General features: G+C 69.8%; 14 protein-coding genes and 1 riboswitch. Of the genes, 13 read left to right on the top strand and 1 reads right to left on the bottom strand.

The features are described from left to right. The first annotated feature begins 20 nt into the window (after positions 1-20). Positions 21-148, top strand: a riboswitch (SAM riboswitch). Positions 149-282: 134 nt separating this feature from the next. From ACSGDB_RS09010 to ACSGDB_RS08970, 9 genes are all read left to right on the top strand, one after another. Then, complete coding sequence (locus ACSGDB_RS09010; protein ID WP_434994258.1) at positions 283-1,944, top strand: ABC transporter substrate-binding protein; 1,662 nt, start codon at positions 283-285, stop codon at positions 1,942-1,944. After that, positions 1,945-2,877 carry an ABC transporter permease gene (locus ACSGDB_RS09005; protein WP_434994257.1) on the top strand — a complete coding sequence of 311 codons (933 nt, stop codon included), beginning with the start codon at positions 1,945-1,947 and terminating at the stop codon, positions 2,875-2,877. Continuing rightward, the gene (locus tag ACSGDB_RS09000; RefSeq protein WP_434994256.1) at positions 2,874-3,782 is read left to right on the top strand and encodes an ABC transporter permease; all 909 of its coding nucleotides are present in this window, start codon (positions 2,874-2,876) and stop codon (positions 3,780-3,782) included. Before ACSGDB_RS09005 ends, ACSGDB_RS09000 begins: the two co-directional genes overlap by 4 nt. Further along, positions 3,779-5,533 (top strand): dipeptide ABC transporter ATP-binding protein, encoded by a 1,755-nt coding sequence (locus tag ACSGDB_RS08995; protein WP_434994255.1) that lies wholly within the window; start codon positions 3,779-3,781, stop codon positions 5,531-5,533. The genes ACSGDB_RS09000 and ACSGDB_RS08995 overlap by 4 nt, the downstream gene beginning before the upstream one ends. After that, complete coding sequence (locus ACSGDB_RS08990) at positions 5,530-7,014, top strand: LLM class flavin-dependent oxidoreductase (RefSeq protein WP_434994254.1); 1,485 nt, start codon at positions 5,530-5,532, stop codon at positions 7,012-7,014. The genes ACSGDB_RS08995 and ACSGDB_RS08990 overlap by 4 nt, the downstream gene beginning before the upstream one ends. Before the next feature lie 108 nt (positions 7,015-7,122). Next, positions 7,123-7,695 carry an MOSC domain-containing protein gene (locus ACSGDB_RS08985; RefSeq protein WP_434994252.1) on the top strand — a complete coding sequence of 191 codons (573 nt, stop codon included), beginning with the start codon at positions 7,123-7,125 and terminating at the stop codon, positions 7,693-7,695. 166 nt (positions 7,696-7,861) lie between these two features. Next, complete coding sequence (locus tag ACSGDB_RS08980; RefSeq protein ID WP_434994250.1) at positions 7,862-8,131, top strand: hypothetical protein; 270 nt, start codon at positions 7,862-7,864, stop codon at positions 8,129-8,131. Between the two features lie 367 nt (positions 8,132-8,498). Further along, a complete protein-coding gene (locus tag ACSGDB_RS08975) occupies positions 8,499-8,927 on the top strand; it encodes a DUF3054 domain-containing protein (RefSeq protein WP_434994248.1) in 429 nt (142 codons plus the stop codon). Between the two features lie 34 nt (positions 8,928-8,961). Further along, on the top strand, positions 8,962-9,243 hold the full coding sequence (locus ACSGDB_RS08970; RefSeq protein WP_434994246.1) for an Lrp/AsnC family transcriptional regulator: 282 nt from the start codon (positions 8,962-8,964) through the stop codon (positions 9,241-9,243). 27 nt (positions 9,244-9,270) lie between these two features. Here ACSGDB_RS08970 and trpD read toward each other — a convergent pair whose 3' ends face one another. Next, on the bottom strand, positions 9,271-10,332 hold the full coding sequence (trpD, locus tag ACSGDB_RS08965) for an anthranilate phosphoribosyltransferase (protein WP_434994245.1): 1,062 nt from the start codon (positions 10,330-10,332) through the stop codon (positions 9,271-9,273). Positions 10,333-10,480: 148 nt separating this feature from the next. Between trpD and ctaE the strand changes: the two genes are divergently transcribed. The 4 genes from ctaE (at position 10,481) to qcrB (ending at position 14,774) form a co-directional block, all read left to right on the top strand. Then, positions 10,481-11,119, top strand: coding sequence for an aa3-type cytochrome oxidase subunit III (gene ctaE, locus ACSGDB_RS08960; protein ID WP_434994243.1), 639 nt, complete (start codon positions 10,481-10,483; stop codon positions 11,117-11,119). 84 nt (positions 11,120-11,203) lie between these two features. After that, the gene (gene qcrC, locus ACSGDB_RS08955) at positions 11,204-11,995 is read left to right on the top strand and encodes a cytochrome bc1 complex diheme cytochrome c subunit (RefSeq protein ID WP_434994242.1); all 792 of its coding nucleotides are present in this window, start codon (positions 11,204-11,206) and stop codon (positions 11,993-11,995) included. Between the two features lie 69 nt (positions 11,996-12,064). Next, on the top strand, positions 12,065-13,087 hold the full coding sequence (gene qcrA, locus ACSGDB_RS08950; RefSeq protein ID WP_434994241.1) for a cytochrome bc1 complex Rieske iron-sulfur subunit: 1,023 nt from the start codon (positions 12,065-12,067) through the stop codon (positions 13,085-13,087). A gap of 1 nt (position 13,088) precedes the next feature. Beyond that, a complete protein-coding gene (qcrB, locus tag ACSGDB_RS08945; protein WP_434994240.1) occupies positions 13,089-14,774 on the top strand; it encodes a cytochrome bc1 complex cytochrome b subunit in 1,686 nt (561 codons plus the stop codon). The last annotated feature ends 89 nt before the right edge of the window (positions 14,775-14,863 follow it).

Here is a 14,863-nt window from a genome sequence, read left to right as displayed (position 1 = left end):
CATGCCTATAGTTGTTCCAGCTTCAAGAGATGCGGCCGCCAAGCTCCGACTAGGCCGCGCACCAACCCCATGTTCGTGGGTGGTTCGGATGACGAAGCGGCCTTCGCCTTGGCACACAGTGCTGGTCCGGCGGGGGCAAGAGCACATCGAGAGGCCACATCGTGAGCTGCACCGCACACCGCACCTTCCCCTGACAGGCACGCGCGTCGACGCGATTCCTGCGCATTTCCCTCTTCCCTGACCTTCGCCCGCCGTCGGGCCGGATCCTCCCTAGGAATACCCATGAACGCATCCGTACTACCCCCTGCCCGGAATCGACCGCATGGCCGCCGATTCCCAGCACTGTCCGTCGTCGCCCTCGCGGCACTGCTCAGCGGTTGCGGGGGCGCGGCCGTCTCCCCGGTGGAGGCCGGCGGCGAGCCGGTGACCGGCGGCGTGCTCGACGTGTCGATCTCGGCCGAGCCCGGCTGCCTCGACGGGCACGGCATCTCGGCGACCCAGCAGCAGTTCCTGGGGCGCCTGGTCTACGACAACGTGGTGACCCTCGACGAGAACGGGGAGATCGCGCCGTATCTCGCCGAGTCCTGGGAGATCTCGGAGGACGGCAGGACCTACACCTTCCACCTCCGGGAGGGTGTCACGTTCAGTGACGGCTCACCCTGGAACGCGGAGGTCCTCGGCCAGAATTTCGAGCACATGAGGGACCCCGCCACGAAGTCGCCCCTCGCCGCCGCGTACATCGCCCCGTACGTGGACGGCACGGTCATCGACGAGTACACCTTCGAGGCGCACCTCGCCCACCCCTACACGCCGTTCCTCTACACGCTCGCGCAGTCCTGGCTCGGCATGACGTCGGGCAAGGCGATCACCGAGTCGCCGGAGACGCTGTGCCAGGAGCCGATTGGCACCGGTCCCTTCACCGTCGCCGAGTACAAGCCCGGCCAGAGCATCAGCTACACCAAGCGGGAGGGCTACGACTGGGCGCCGGAGTGGCTGGACGGCGACGGCGAGGCGCACCTCGACGGCGTCGAGGTGACCCTCGTCAGCGAACCCGTCATCCGCCACCAGTCGCTCGTCTCGGGGCAGTACGACCTGACGGAGAACCTCGCTCCGCAGAACGCGGCCGCCGTCCAGGCGGACCCGCGCTTCACCTACCGGAACCTCCCCCGTACCGGCAGCCCCTACATGCTGGGCTTCAACCTCGACCGGGCGCCGTTCGACGACCTCGCGGTCCGGCAGGCGTTCGCCGCTGCCGTGGACACGCAGGCCGTCACCGAAAGCCTCGGCTTCGGCACCTACACCCCCATCGACGGGTACCTGTCGAAGGAGAGCAAGTACTACGACCCGTCGGTCGAGGGCGTCCTGACTCACGACCCCGAGCGGGCCGCCCGCCTCCTCGACGAGGCCGGCTGGACCGGCCGCGACGACGAGGGCTTCCGCACCCGGGACGGACAACGACTCACGGTCGAGGTGCCCACGGTGGAGAGCTCCACGCCGAGCCCGCTGCTCGTGCAGCTGCAGGGCGAGGCCCGGAAGGTCGGCTTCGACCTCCGGATCATCCAGCTCCCCCAGGCCCAGCTCACGGAGCTGCGCTACGCCGGCGACTACGACGCCCTGGCCGGGGTATGGCACACCAACACCACCGACGTCCTGTTCATCCGCTACCACTCCTCGGAGATCACGGGAGAGCGGATCGGCCAGAACTCGTCGTACGTGGACGACCCCGAGCTCGACGCGCTGCTCTCCGCTGCCCGCGAGGCCGGTGACGGGCCCGCGGTCGGGGAGGCGTACTCGAAGGCACAGCACCGCCTGCTCGAACTCGTTCCCGGCCTGCCGCTCTACGAGAACCCGAGCCAGTTCGCCTACGCGAACACGCTGCACGACGTGGCCGTGGACACCTCCCACCCGGTGCCCGTGCTCACCTACGCATGGAAGGCCGAGTAGATGGCCGTGCTCCGACGGGTGCTCATGCGGCTCGCTGTCGGTCTCGGCGTCCTCTGGGGGGCTGCGACCCTGACGTTCGTCGCGGTCCACCTGATCCCCGGCGACACGGCGCTGCTGATCCTCGGCGGACCCGACGCACGGCCCACCGCCGAGACGCTCGCGCAGGTCCGTGCCGACTACCTCCTGGACCAGCCCTTTCCCGTCCAGTACGGCAGCTACCTCGGGAACCTCCTCCAGGGCGACCTCGGCCAGTCCTACCGGCTGCGCCTGCCCGTCACGGAGGCCATCGGGCAGCAGATCGGGGCGACGGCGGCGCTCGCCGCCGCCGCCGTCGCCGTCGCCCTGCCACTGACGGTCGCGGTGGCGATCCTGTCCGCGCAGCGGGCCGCCTGGATCCGGTCGATCGTCTCCGGCATCGAGGTGGTCCTCGCCGCGACGCCGACCTTCATCATCGGCTTCGCGCTGCTCATCACCTTCTCGTTCACGCTGCACTGGTTCCCGATCGGCGGGAACGAGGGGCCCGCCGCACTCATCCTTCCCGCCCTCACCCTCGCCCTCGCGATCTTCGGGACGCTCTCGCAGGTCCTGCGGAACGAACTCGAGGACGTCCTGGAGCAGCCGTTCATCCTCACGGCCCGCTCGCGCGGCATGCGCGAGTTCCCGGTCCGGATCCGCCACGCCCTCCGCCACGCGGCCATCCCCGTGATGACCATGTCCGGGTTCGTCGTCGCCGCCCTGCTCGGCGGGTCGGTCGTCGTCGAGACCCTCTTCAGCCGACAGGGCATCGGATCCCTCACCCTGGCGTCGGTCTACAACAAGGACCTGCCCGTCATCATCGGGGTCGTGCTCCTCTCGGCGGCCGTCTACGTCGTCGTGAACCTCGTCCTCGACCTCCTGTACACACTCATCGACCCGAAAGTGGTGACCGCATGAGCATCGCCCCGCCCGTCGTTCCCTCCGCCGTCGCCCCGGCGGCCGGGCTCCCTGTGCAATCCGCACCACCGGACGGGACGCAGCGGCGGCACCGCCGCCGGCGGGTGCGTCCGGCCGTCCTGCTGGCCTCCCTGTTCCTCCTGTGGCTGGCGGCGGCGGTCCTGGGCCCGGGCCTGCTCGCCCCGGCCGACCCGTACGCCGTGGACCCGGCCAGGAGCTTCGAGGCGCCCGGCGCCTCGGCCTGGTTCGGCACCGATGACTCCGGCGCCGACAACTACACGCGGATCGTCCACGGGGCGGCGACCTCGCTGTACATCGGTGTCGGAGCCACCACGATCGGCGTGGTCGGCGGAACGGCGATCGGCATCCTCGCGGGGCTCAATGGACGGCTGGTCGAGGCGTCGGTGATGCGGCTCCTCGATGTCACCCTCGCCATCCCGGAGATCCTCCTCGCCCTCGTGGTGATCGGCATCATCGGCGGTGGGACGGAGAATGCGATCCTCGCCATCGGCGCCGGCAGCATCGCCTACTACGCGCGGATCACGCGGGCCCAGACGCACCTCGTCCGGCAGTCGGGCTTCGTCGAGGCGGCGCGCACCCTCGGCCTGCCGGCGTGGCGGATCCTCGTCACGCACGTCGTGCCGAACGTCCTCAGGCCCGTCCTCGTCCTCGCAACGATCGGCATCGGCTCCGCGATCGGCGCCGGGGCGTCCCTGAGCTTCCTCGGACTGGGCACCCCGCCGCCAGCGCCCGAATGGGGGGCGATGCTCTCGGCCGGCCGCAACTTCATCTCCAACGCGCCCTGGATGATCACCGTCCCGGCAGCGTTCCTCGTCGCCACCGTCCTGTCCATCACCGTCATCGGGCGCGAGCTCCGACGCCGTGCCGAAGGAAGGCTCACATGAGCTCCACCATCCTCACCCTTCCCGGTGGTCCCGCCTCCTCCCCCGCGGCGGACACACCCGTCGTCGAGCTCGACGGGCTCGCCGTGGCGTTCGGTCGGGGCGCGCACCGCAGGGAGATCATCCACGACCTCACCCTGTCCATCCGGCCGGGCGAGTGCCTCGCGCTCGTGGGCGAATCCGGCTCCGGAAAATCCGTCACGGCGCGGACACTCGTGGGCCTCACCGGCCCGGGCGCCGAGGTCCGCTCCCGCGCGCAGCGCTTCGACGGCCGGGACGCCTCGTCCTGGGGCGAGCGCGAGTGGACCCGTGTCCGGGGCAGGGAGGCCGGCTTCATCCTGCAGGACGCGCTGTCCTCGCTCGATTCCCTGCGCACGGTCGGCGACGAGGTGGGAGAGGTCCTGCGCCTGCACGGCGACCTCGACCGCGGTGCCCGCCGCGCGCGCGTCGTCGAACTCCTCGCCGCCGTGGGCGTCCCCGACCCGGAGATCCGCGCGGGCCAGTACCCGCACCAGCTCTCCGGCGGGCTGCGCCAGCGTGCCCTGATCGCCTCCGCGATCGCCGCGGACCCGCGCTTCCTCATCGCGGACGAGCCGACGACGGCGCTGGACGCCACCATCGCGGCGCAGATCCTCCGCCTGCTCGGCGACCTGAAAGGAGGAAGCACCGCGATGCTCGTGGTCAGCCACGACCTCGGCGTCGTCGCGGACCTCGCCGACCGGGTGGCGGTGATGCGCGACGGCGAGATCGTGGAGCAGGGCAGTGTCCAGGCCGTCCTGCAGGACCCCCGCCACCGCTACACGCAGGGACTGCTGGCGGCGATCCCCTCGCGATCCACGCGCGGACGGCGCCTGACGGTCGGGGACCGGCCGTCCGCACAGGACCACGGATCCGGACAGGGGCGTCCGGGGCCCGACGGCGGACAGGGCGCCCCGCCCGCCCGCGCCTTCCCCGCGTCGGATGCCGACCCGCTCGTGGTCGAGGGGCTCACCAAGTCCTTCGCCGGGCCCGGCGGAAGCCGCCGTACGGCCGTCGACGGCGTGTCCTTCACGCTGCACCGCGGCGCCACCCTCGGCATCGTGGGCGAATCCGGGAGCGGCAAGAGCACCGTGGCGCGCATGGCCCTCGGCGTCGAGCCACCCGATACGGGCACCGTCCACGTCCGTGGGCGCACCTGGGCCGAACACCGGGCGTCCCGCGACCTCGCGGCCCGCCGCTCCGTGCAGATGATCTACCAGGATCCCCTGCAGTCCTTCGACCCCCGGAGGACCGTCGGACAGGTGATCGGGCAGGCCGCTGCCGCGGCGGGGACCCGCCGGAGCGCACGGGCCGGACGCGTCCTGGACCTGCTCGACCTCGTCGGGCTCCCGTCCGACAGAGCCCGTGCCCGCCCGCTCGACCTCTCGGGAGGTCAACGGCAGCGCGTGGCCATCGCCCGCGCGCTCGCCGCCGATCCGGAGGTCATCATCTGCGACGAGCCGGTCTCCGCGCTGGACGTGTCCGTGCAGGCCCGCATCCTCGACCTCCTGACGGACCTGCAGGCGCGTCTCGGGCTCAGCTACCTCTTCATCTCCCACGACCTCGGCGTCATCCAGCACGTCAGCCGCGACGTGCTGGTCCTGAAGGACGGCGTGGTCCTCGAACGGGGGCCCGTCGACGAGGTCTTCGACGCACCAGGGCACGACTACACGCGCCGGCTCATCCACGCCATCCCCGAACTCCCCGCCGCCCGGAAGGACACTCCCCGCCCATGACACGCCAGATCGCCTTCAACCTGTTCGAGATGAACTGCGTGGGGCACATCTCCCACGGCCTCTGGGTCCACCCCGAGAACAACCGTCACCGCTTCAACGACCTCGACTTCTGGGTGGAGACAGCGAAGCTCCTCGAGGCCGGGCTCTTCGACAGCGTCTTCCTCGCCGACGTGATCGGCACCTACGACGGGTACCGCGGCGGCCCGGAGACGGCGCTGCGCGAGGCCGTGCAGATCCCCAGCAACGACCCCCTGCTGATCGTCCCGGCGATGGCGGCGGCGACGAAGCATCTGGGTTTCGCGGCCACGTTCTCCACGACCTACGAGCCGCCGTTCGCCTTCGCGCGGCGCGCATCCACGCTCGACCACCTGACCAAGGGACGGTTCGGCTGGAACATCGTCACCTCCTACCTGCCCAACGCCGCCCGGAACTTCGGACTGGCCGACGAGATCGAGCACGATCACCGCTACGCCATCGCGGACGAGTACCTCGAGGTCCTGTACAAGCTGTGGGAGGGCTCCTGGGACGACGACGCCGTGATCGAGGACCGCGAGCGGCGGGTCTACACCGACCCGGCGAAGGTCCGCTACATCAACCACCGCGGCCCGCACTTCTCCGTGGCCGGTCCGCACCTCAGCGCACCCTCGCTGCAGCGCACCCCGGTGCTCTTCCAGGCCGGCAGCTCCGCGGCCGGCAAGGCCTTCGCCGCCCGCCACGCCGAGGGCGTGTTCGTGGGCGGCCGCGACGCCGCGGCCTACCGCGAGAACGTCGCCGACCTCCGCCGGCTCGCCGTGGCGAACGGCCGCGGCGCCCACCACATCAAGACCTTCGCGAGCGCCGTCGTGATCGTCGGCCGGACGTCGAAGGACGCCCAGCGGAAGGCGGAGGCGTACCGGCGCCTCTCCAGTGCGGAGGGATACCTCGCCCACGCGGGCGGCGGCGGGATCGACCTCGCGGCCTACCGCCCCGACGAGGTGATCGACGACATCCTCGCGCGTGAGGACCGTCCCGGCCGGGACCGGCAGCCCAGCAGCCGGCGGCACCCGGCGGGCACGACCGTCGGCGAGGCCCTCGAGCGGATCACACGCTTCGACCGCGGCCCCTTCGTGGCCATCGGCACCCCCACGGAGGTCACCGACGAGATCGAGCGGTGGGTCGAGGGCACCGACCTCGACGGGTTCAACCTGCGCCAGTTCCTCACCCCGGGCACCGCGGAGGACTTCATCGAACTCGTGGTCCCCGAACTGCAGAAGCGCGGGCTGTACCGGAGGTCCTACGAGGAATCGACCCTCCGCGAGCGCCTGTTCGGGCCCGGCGCCACGCGGCTCTTCGACCAGCACCCCGGTGCGCGCTACCGCGGCGGGGCCAACCTCGGCGACGACGCCGCGCCTGTCGACGCCACCCGGGTCTCCGCCGTCGTGCCCGGCGCCGCCGGGACCGTCCCGTCCGCCACCCCGTCCATCGCTCCGACCTACGCCTAGGAGTCCCCATGGCCGCCTGCCCACCACGAGGACCCCGCACCCCAGGACGCTGCTCCGGCCCCGTCGGTGCACCGCGAGGATCGACGGGCAGCGGCTAGCGTAGGAGCCATGACGCACGAGTTCCGGTACGACGTCGACATCCTGCACCTGCTCGTCTCGCCCCGGCACGCCTACTTCGGGCGGGCCCGGGACGGAGCAGCCGATGTGCCCACCATCGATGCGGACCGGGCGGAGGTCGTGGCCGGCAAGGGCATCGTGGGCGACCGCTTCTTCGGGAAGGCGGCCCACATGGATGCCGCGGTGACGCTGTTCGCCATCGAGTCGCTCGAAGCCATCGCGGCGGAGCTCGGAGCGTCCCCCTTCGATCCGCTGCTTCCGCGCCGCAACGTGGTCCTCCGGGGCGCGGAGCTCACGCCGCTCATCGGCCACGACTTCGCCCTGGAGGGTGCCGGCGGGACCGTCACGCTCCACGGCGGCCGCCACGCCCACCCCTGCGTCTGGATGGACCGGGTCCTGGCGCCAGGGGCCCACCGCGCCATGCGCGGCCGGGGTGGCGTGCGGTGCCGGCCACTGGGGAGCGGGACCCTGCACCGGGGACCTGCCGTCCTGGTCAGCCCGGTGCCCCTGGATCCCGCCCGGGCGCAACTGGCATCGGCTCTCCGGGCCTCCCGCCTGCCGTAGGGCTGCAGTAAGGCCGGCGTGAGGGTGCCGAGCGCTGCTCCCCGTCGCGAAAGCAGCACCGGCGCTCCACGCGTGGCGCAGCACCCGCCGTCCGTGCAGGCCTCGCAGTCCGCGCTCCAGGTGTGACGCGAAGGTAATAAGGAAGACGCCCGCGACGACCAACGTGATGTTGAACAGTCCGCCGGACCTCTCGCTCGGGTTCCCGAGCCTGCTGAAACTGTGCTCCCACCACAGAGGGTTCTGCGCCGTCGTCATGCCGGCCGCGACGCTGAGCATCACGAGGGCGACGAACAGGCCGAACAGCCTGCCGATGGTGAGCGCGAAGACCGAGGTGTATGTCCAGTACACGGCCGGTCCGCAGCCGAAGCCCACGATCACCGCCGCGGCGACGGGGTGGGTCCACAGATCCTCGACGCCCCGCTGGAGCAGGAGGTAACCGGTCGGGACGGTGGCGACGATCACGGCGTGCACGACGGCGATCGACAGGCCGTCCAGGAGGAGGCGCGGACCGGACAGCATCCTCCGGTAGTGCTGGCCCGGCTGGTTCCCCGAGCGCCGGTAGCCCACGAGCCCCACGAGGAGTCCGGGAGATGATCGCCCGGCTCCGATAGGGTGCCCGTCGAAGGAGAGGATCGTCATGTCGGACCGGAACAGCGTCAGGTCGTCGGCATCGCCGTCGGATGGCTGTTCCACCGCCGGTCGGCCCAGGGGGACTCCAGGGGCCGCAACCCGCTCGGGCCGTCCGAGCGGACGGGACGCAGGACGGCGACACCCGTGCGGTTCGCTCCGACTAGGCTGGTTCCATGCCCCGTAGCACCTCCCTTCGTCCCGCGGACCCGGCTCCCGCCCGGCCGGGACGCTCCCGTCCGAACGCGGCCGCGTGGACCCTCGCCGACGTCGTCCTGATCATCGTCTTCGCCGTGTCGGGACGCCGCACGCACGAGCACGGCGTCACCGCCGCGGGAGTGCTCGAGACCGCCTGGCCTTTCCTCCTCGCCTACGCCGCCGCGGCCCTGGCCGCACGCGCCTGGCGGTCGCCGGGCGCACCCTGGCCGACGGGTGTGGTCCTGTGGGCCGGGACCGTCGGCGGCGGCCTGACGGTGCGGGCACTGTCCGGCGCAGGAGTCGCGCCCAGCTTCCAGATCGTGACGCTGATCGTCCTCGCAGCGTTCCTGCTGCTCCCGCGCGTCGTCCTCCGCGCCGTCCAGCGTCGCCGTGGGCCGGTAGCGTAGGTCCGGTTCCTCGTCCTGCACCGAAAGGCACGCCATGATCACCGCATTCGTCCTCATCCAGACCGACGCCTCCCGCATCCCCGAGAGCGCGCAGGCGATCTCCGAGATCGCCGGCATCAGCGAGGTGTACTCGGTGACCGGCGAGTGGGACCTCATCGCCATCGCACGCATGAGCCGCCACGAGGACCTCGCGGACGTCATCGCCGACCGCCTGTCGAAGATCGAGGGAGTCCGCTCGACGACGACGCAGATCGCCTTCCGCTCCTACTCCCAGCACGACCTCGACGCTGCCTTCTCCCTCGGGTTCGAGAGCTGAGAGGCGCACCGGCCGCCGGCTCGACGGTCAGAAGGAGCGGCTGACCTCGATCCAGCGCTCCAGCACGCCGGCCGCGGCGCCGGAATCGATCGAGGCCCGCGCACGCTGCATGGCGGCGGTGATGCGGTCCCCGAGGGTCCCCTCCGCGGCGGGATCCAACGCCACGAGACCGGCGGCGGCGTTGAGGACTACGGCGTCCCGGACGGGCCCGGCCCCACCGCCCAGTACGGCGCGGACCACGGCGGCGTTCCCCGCCGCGTCGGTGCCGCGCAGCGCGTCGACGGGGACGACGTCGAGCCCGAAATCCCCCGGGTGCACCTGGTGGACCTCGACCTGTCCGTTCCGGACCTCCCACACGGTCGAGGAGCCGCTGGTGGTCAGTTTGTCCCTGCCGTCGTCGCCCCTGAAGACGAGCGCGCGGATCCCCCGCGCCGCCAGGACGCCGGCCATCAGGGGCGCCATCCTCGCGTCCGCGCAGCCGAGCGCCTGCGCGCTGACGCCGGCCGGGTTGCTCAGGGGCCCGAGGAAGTTGAAGGCCGTCGGGATACCGAGTTCACGCCGCGGCACCGCGACGTGCTTCATGGACGGGTGGAAGACCTGCGCGAAGCAGAAGGTGATGCCGGCCCGCTCTGCCGTCCTGGCGACATCCGCCGGCCGCAGATCCAGGCGGACACCGAGTTCCTCGATCACGTCCGCGGCGCCGGACGCGGACGACGCCCCCCGGTTCCCGTGCTTCACGACCGTCGCGCCCGCGCCCACGGCGACGAGCGAGGACATGGTGGAGATGTTGAGGGTACCCAGTCCGTCCCCGCCCGTCCCGACGATGTCCAGGGTGGGTCCGTCCACCTCGATCCGGTGCGCCCTCCCGAGCATCGCCTCGACCAGTCCGGTGAGTTCGTCGACGGACTCGCCCTTGGCACGCAGTGCGACCAGGAAGCCGGCGATCTGTGCATGGCTCGCCTCACCCGCCATGATCGTGTCCATCGCCCATCGGCTCTGATCCACGCTCAGATCGGTGCCCGCGAGGAGGGACGAGAAGATCGACGGCCAGGCGGGGTGCTGCGCGGCGGGGCTGGTGGTGATGCTCACCGGTCCAGATTATCTACGAATTGTAGAAAGTCATCTCCGAGAACTTCCGCGGAATTCCGGGCAGTACCACTCCCCCCGGCCTGGCGCGGCCCGCGCGGCGGAGGTTACGCGTTGGTGATCGCGTTGATCTTGGGGACATAATGAGTCTGTGACATCTGCGACCCAAGCCCCCAGCGCCGCTGCGCATCCCGCCCTGAACCGCCCCAACATGGTCTCCGTCGGAACCGTGGTGTGGCTGTCGAGCGAGTTGATGTTCTTCGCCGGCCTCTTTGCCATGTACTTCACCCTGCGCTCCACCTCAGGCGACCTGTGGGCCATGGAGACCGAGAAGCTGAACGTCCCCTTCGCGCTCGTGAACACCGTGATCCTGGTGTCGAGCTCGTTCAGCTGCCAGTTCGGCGTGTTCGCCGCAGAGCGGCTCCAGCCGCGCAGGACGGGCGGCCTCTTCCAGCTCGCCCGCTGGGGCATGGTCGAGTGGTTCCTGCTGACGTTCGTCATGGGCGCGATCTTCGTCTCCGTCCAGGCCTACGAGTACGCGGAGCTCGTCGCCGAGGGCATCGCCCTGAACTCCAACGCCTTCGGATCGGCCTTCTACATCACCACCGGCTTCCACGGGCTCCACGTGATCGGCGGACTCGTCGCCTTCCTGCTGATCATCGGTCGTGCGTTCATCGCCCGACAGTTCGGGCACTTCGAGGCCACCTCGGCGATCGTCACGTCCTACTACTGGCACTTCGTCGACGTGGTCTGGATCGGCCTGTTCATCATCATCTACTTCCTCAAGTGACTCCTCCTGTAGGCTCTTCTACTAGAGGTAGAATTCAGTGAAGAATTTCCGCAGCGCTCGCATCGAAAAGGCAGGAACCACTCCGTGAAGGCACTCTCCCAGAGGCGGCGTCACCCACTCGCAGCGTTGGCGCTGCTGGTGATGGCGCTCCTTTTCACCGGCGGTCTCTACGCCGCAGCCAGTACAGCGAATGAGGCGCAGGCACAGACCACCACGTTCACGGCCGACGACGTCGAAGAGGGCAGCAAGCTCTTCGTCGCGAACTGCGCCTCCTGCCACGGCATCGGCGCCACCGGGTCCGACGCCGCACCGTCGCTCGTCGGCGTCGGCGCCGCGTCCGTCGACTTCCAGGTCGGCACGGGCCGCATGCCGATGCAGATGGACGGTCCCCAGGCGCAGGCCAAGCCCGTCCAGTTCACCGACGAACAGATCAGCCAGATGGCCGCGTACGTCGCATCGCTCGGTGCCGGTCCGTCCATTCCCGACGAGGAGATCCTCGACGCGTCCGAGGGCGACCCCGCCCACGGCGGGGAGCTGTTCCGTGTCAACTGCGCCATGTGCCACAACGCGGCAGCCGCAGGTGGAGCCCTGACGCGCGGTAAGTACGCCCCGTCCCTCGACGGCGTGAGCGAGAAGCACATCTACGAGGCGATGGTCACCGGCCCGCAGAACATGCCGGTCTTCAGCGACGCCAACGTGTCACCGGAGGACAAGCAGGACATCATCGCCTTCCTGAAGACCATCGAGGAGCAGGGTTCCCCCGGCGGAGCGGACCTCGGCTCGCTCGGCCCGGTGTCCGAGGGCCTGTTCATCTGGATCGCCGGACTCGGCGTCATCATCGCCTTCACCGTGTGGCTCACGTCGCGGTCATCCTGACCATCCGTGAGCGCCCCGTGAACGAATCATCTACAGACTCGCAGGACCTAATGAAAGATAAGAGGGATCATGGCCGACTCTAGTCACGGCGCTCCCGGAAGCTCGGTCACCGTCGCGACGCCCGGGCGGACGCTGGACCAGTTCGAGAACCCGGGCCTCCCGCCCCACCGCCCTCGTCTCGCCGACCGCGATCCGCGGGCCGAGAAGCGGGCCGAACGCCAGGTCGCCCTGCTGTTCCTCATCTCCGTCCTCGGAACCCTCCTCTTCTTCGCGGGGTACTTCTTCGTACCGCTCGACCAGACCATCGAGCGGTTGCGCCTCCAGAACCTGCTCCTCGGTCTCGGGACCGCCTTCGCCATGCTCGGCATCGGCGTCGGCATCGTCCACTGGGCGAAGACCCTCATGCCAGACCACGAGGTCACGGAGGAGCGGCACGAGATCCGGCCCGAGCAGGACCGGCAGGACGCCGAGAAGATCGTCAACGACATCCTCGACGAGTCCGGCATCAAGCGGCGCCCCCTCATCCGGAACACGCTCCTCGGGGCCGCGCTCCTCGCACCACTGCCTGCGATCGCCATCTTCCGCGACCTCGGCCCGCTGCCCGGCAACGTGCTGCGGCAGACCATGTGGGACACCGGCGTCCGCCTGACGCGGGATCCGAGCGGCACGCCCATCCGCGCCTCGGACGTCACCATCGGCTCGGCGTTCCACGTTATCCCCGAGGGCCTGAACGAGGCCGAGCACAAGCTCGAGGAGAAGGCCAAGGCGGTCGTCCTGCTGATGCGCCTCGACCCCGAGGAACTCAACCCCTCCCCCGGTCGCGAGGACTGGGCGTACGACGGCATCGTGGCCTACTCCAAGATCTGCACGCACGTGGGCTGCCCGGTGGCGCTGTACGAACAGCAGACCCACCACCTGCTGTGCCCGTGCCACCAGTCGACGTTCGATCTCGAGCAGGAGTGCAAGGTGATCTTCGGTCCGGCCGCACGTCCGCTGCCGCAGCTGCCCATCGAGGTCGACGACGAGGGCTACCTGGTCGCGTCCAGCGATTTTCAAGAACCCGTAGGACCTAGTTTCTGGGAGCGAGGCTGACATGAGCAGTTCCACTGCGGCGCAACCCTACGTGCCGAAGACGCGCGTGGGTAAGGTCACCGACTACGTCGACTCCCGGGTCGGCGGTTCGGGGATCGTCAAGGAGTTCGGCCGGAAGATCTTCCCCGACCACTGGACCTTCATGTTCGGCGAGGTGGCGCTGTACACCTTCGTCATCCTGCTGCTCTCCGGGACCTTCCTGACCTTCTTCTACGATCCGTCGATGGCCGAGACGCACTACGAGGGCAGCTACCTGCCCCTCCGCGGCGTCGAGATGTCGGTGGCATACGCCTCCTCCCTGGACATCTCGTTCGACATCCGCGGCGGCCTGTTCATGCGGCAGGTCCACCACTGGGCAGCACTCCTGTTCGTGGCCGCCGTCGCGGTCCACATGCTCCGTGTCTTCTTCACCGGCGCCTTCCGCCGCCCCCGCGAGTTCAACTGGGTCGTCGGCTGCATCCTCCTCATCCTGAGCCTCGCGGCCGGCTTCACCGGCTACTCGCTCCCGGACGACCTCCTCTCCGGCAACGGCCTGCGGATCATCGACGGCGTCATGAAGGCCATCCCCGTGGTCGGCACCTACCTCAGCTTCTTCCTCTTCGGAGGGGAGTTCCCGGGGACGATGATCATCGGCCGGCTGTACGTGCTGCACATCCTGCTGATCCCGGCGGTGATCCTGCTCCTGATCGGGATCCACCTGTTCATGGTCGTCCTGCACAAGCACTCGCAGTTCCCCGGCCCCGGCCGGACGAACACGAACGTCGTCGGCTACCCCGTGGGCCCCGTGTACGCGGCGAAGGCCGGTGGATTCTTCTTCATCGTGTTCGGTGTCCTGGCGGCGATCGCTGCGGCCTTCACCATCAACCCGATCTGGAACTACGGCCCCTACGACCCGTCGCCCGTCTCCGCCGGTACCCAGCCCGACTGGTACATCGGCTGGGTCGACGGTGCCCTGCGTCTGATGCCCGGGACGCTCGGGGACAACTTCGACTTCGAGTTCCTGCTCCCCTTCCCCTGGGGTGTCAACACGCTCTCGCTGAACGTCCTGTTCCCCGCGCTGGTCCCCGCGATGATCGTCTTCGGCGCCATGTTCGCCTGGCCGTGGATCGAAGCCTGGGTGACCAAGGACAGGCGTGAGCACCACCTGCTCAACCGTCCCCGCAACGCACCGACCCGCACCGCGATCGGCGTCGCAGGAGTCACGTTCTACTGCGTCATGTGGGCCGCCGCCAGTTCGGACCTCATCGCCACGCACTTCATGGTGTCGCTGAACGACGTGACGTACTGGCTGCGCTTCCTCGTGATCTTCGGGCCGATCATCGCCTTCATGGTCTCGCGCAGGATCTCCCTCGCGCTACAGCGCAAGGATCGTGAGATCGCCTTGCACGGTCGGGAGACGGGACGCATCGTACGCCTGCCTCATGGCGAGTTCATCGAGGTCCACGAGCCCGTGGACGCGTACCAGCTGTACAAGCTGACCGCGTTCGAGTCGCCCGAGGTCATGGTCCCGAAGCCCGACCGGAACGGCAAGGTCTCGCTCCTGGACAAGGTCCACGGCCGCGTGTCCAGCTTCTTCTTCGAGGACCGCGTCGCACCGGTGACGCCGAGGGAGCTCGAGGCCTCGCACGGCGACCACCACGAAGAGGTTGCCGGCGCGAAGGACCGCGAGTCCATCGCCAGCCACTAGGGACCACGTCCCGACAGCATGACCAAAGGGCCCGGACGCCATGTCCGGGCCCTTCGTGCGTCCCCGCCCCGGGCCGGCCACGACTCCGG

The sequence above is a fragment of the Arthrobacter sp. Ld5 genome, assembly GCF_051172775.1.
Classification (GTDB): Bacteria; Actinomycetota; Actinomycetes; order Actinomycetales; family Micrococcaceae; genus Arthrobacter_D.
The sequence above is the reverse complement of the archived record's forward strand: the minus strand, read 5'-3'. Positions and strand labels throughout refer to the sequence as shown.

What these genes read in the sequence shown, in the direction of transcription:
- ACSGDB_RS09010 (WP_434994258.1), top strand. Translation starts at nt 283, where the DNA reads ATGAACGCATCCGTACTACCCCCTGCCCGGAATCGACCGCATGGCCGC.
- ACSGDB_RS09005 (WP_434994257.1), top strand. Translation starts at nt 1,945, where the DNA reads ATGGCCGTGCTCCGACGGGTGCTCATGCGGCTCGCTGTCGGTCTCGGC.
- ACSGDB_RS09000 (WP_434994256.1), top strand. Translation starts at nt 2,874, where the DNA reads ATGAGCATCGCCCCGCCCGTCGTTCCCTCCGCCGTCGCCCCGGCGGCC.
- ACSGDB_RS08995 (WP_434994255.1), top strand. Translation starts at nt 3,779, where the DNA reads ATGAGCTCCACCATCCTCACCCTTCCCGGTGGTCCCGCCTCCTCCCCC.
- ACSGDB_RS08990 (WP_434994254.1), top strand. Translation starts at nt 5,530, where the DNA reads ATGACACGCCAGATCGCCTTCAACCTGTTCGAGATGAACTGCGTGGGG.
- ACSGDB_RS08985 (WP_434994252.1), top strand. Translation starts at nt 7,123, where the DNA reads ATGACGCACGAGTTCCGGTACGACGTCGACATCCTGCACCTGCTCGTC.
- ACSGDB_RS08980 (WP_434994250.1), top strand. Translation starts at nt 7,862, where the DNA reads ATGTTGAACAGTCCGCCGGACCTCTCGCTCGGGTTCCCGAGCCTGCTG.
- ACSGDB_RS08975 (WP_434994248.1), top strand. Translation starts at nt 8,499, where the DNA reads ATGCCCCGTAGCACCTCCCTTCGTCCCGCGGACCCGGCTCCCGCCCGG.
- ACSGDB_RS08970 (WP_434994246.1), top strand. Translation starts at nt 8,962, where the DNA reads ATGATCACCGCATTCGTCCTCATCCAGACCGACGCCTCCCGCATCCCC.
- qcrA (WP_434994241.1), top strand. Translation starts at nt 12,065, where the DNA reads ATGGCCGACTCTAGTCACGGCGCTCCCGGAAGCTCGGTCACCGTCGCG.
- qcrB (WP_434994240.1), top strand. Translation starts at nt 13,089, where the DNA reads ATGAGCAGTTCCACTGCGGCGCAACCCTACGTGCCGAAGACGCGCGTG.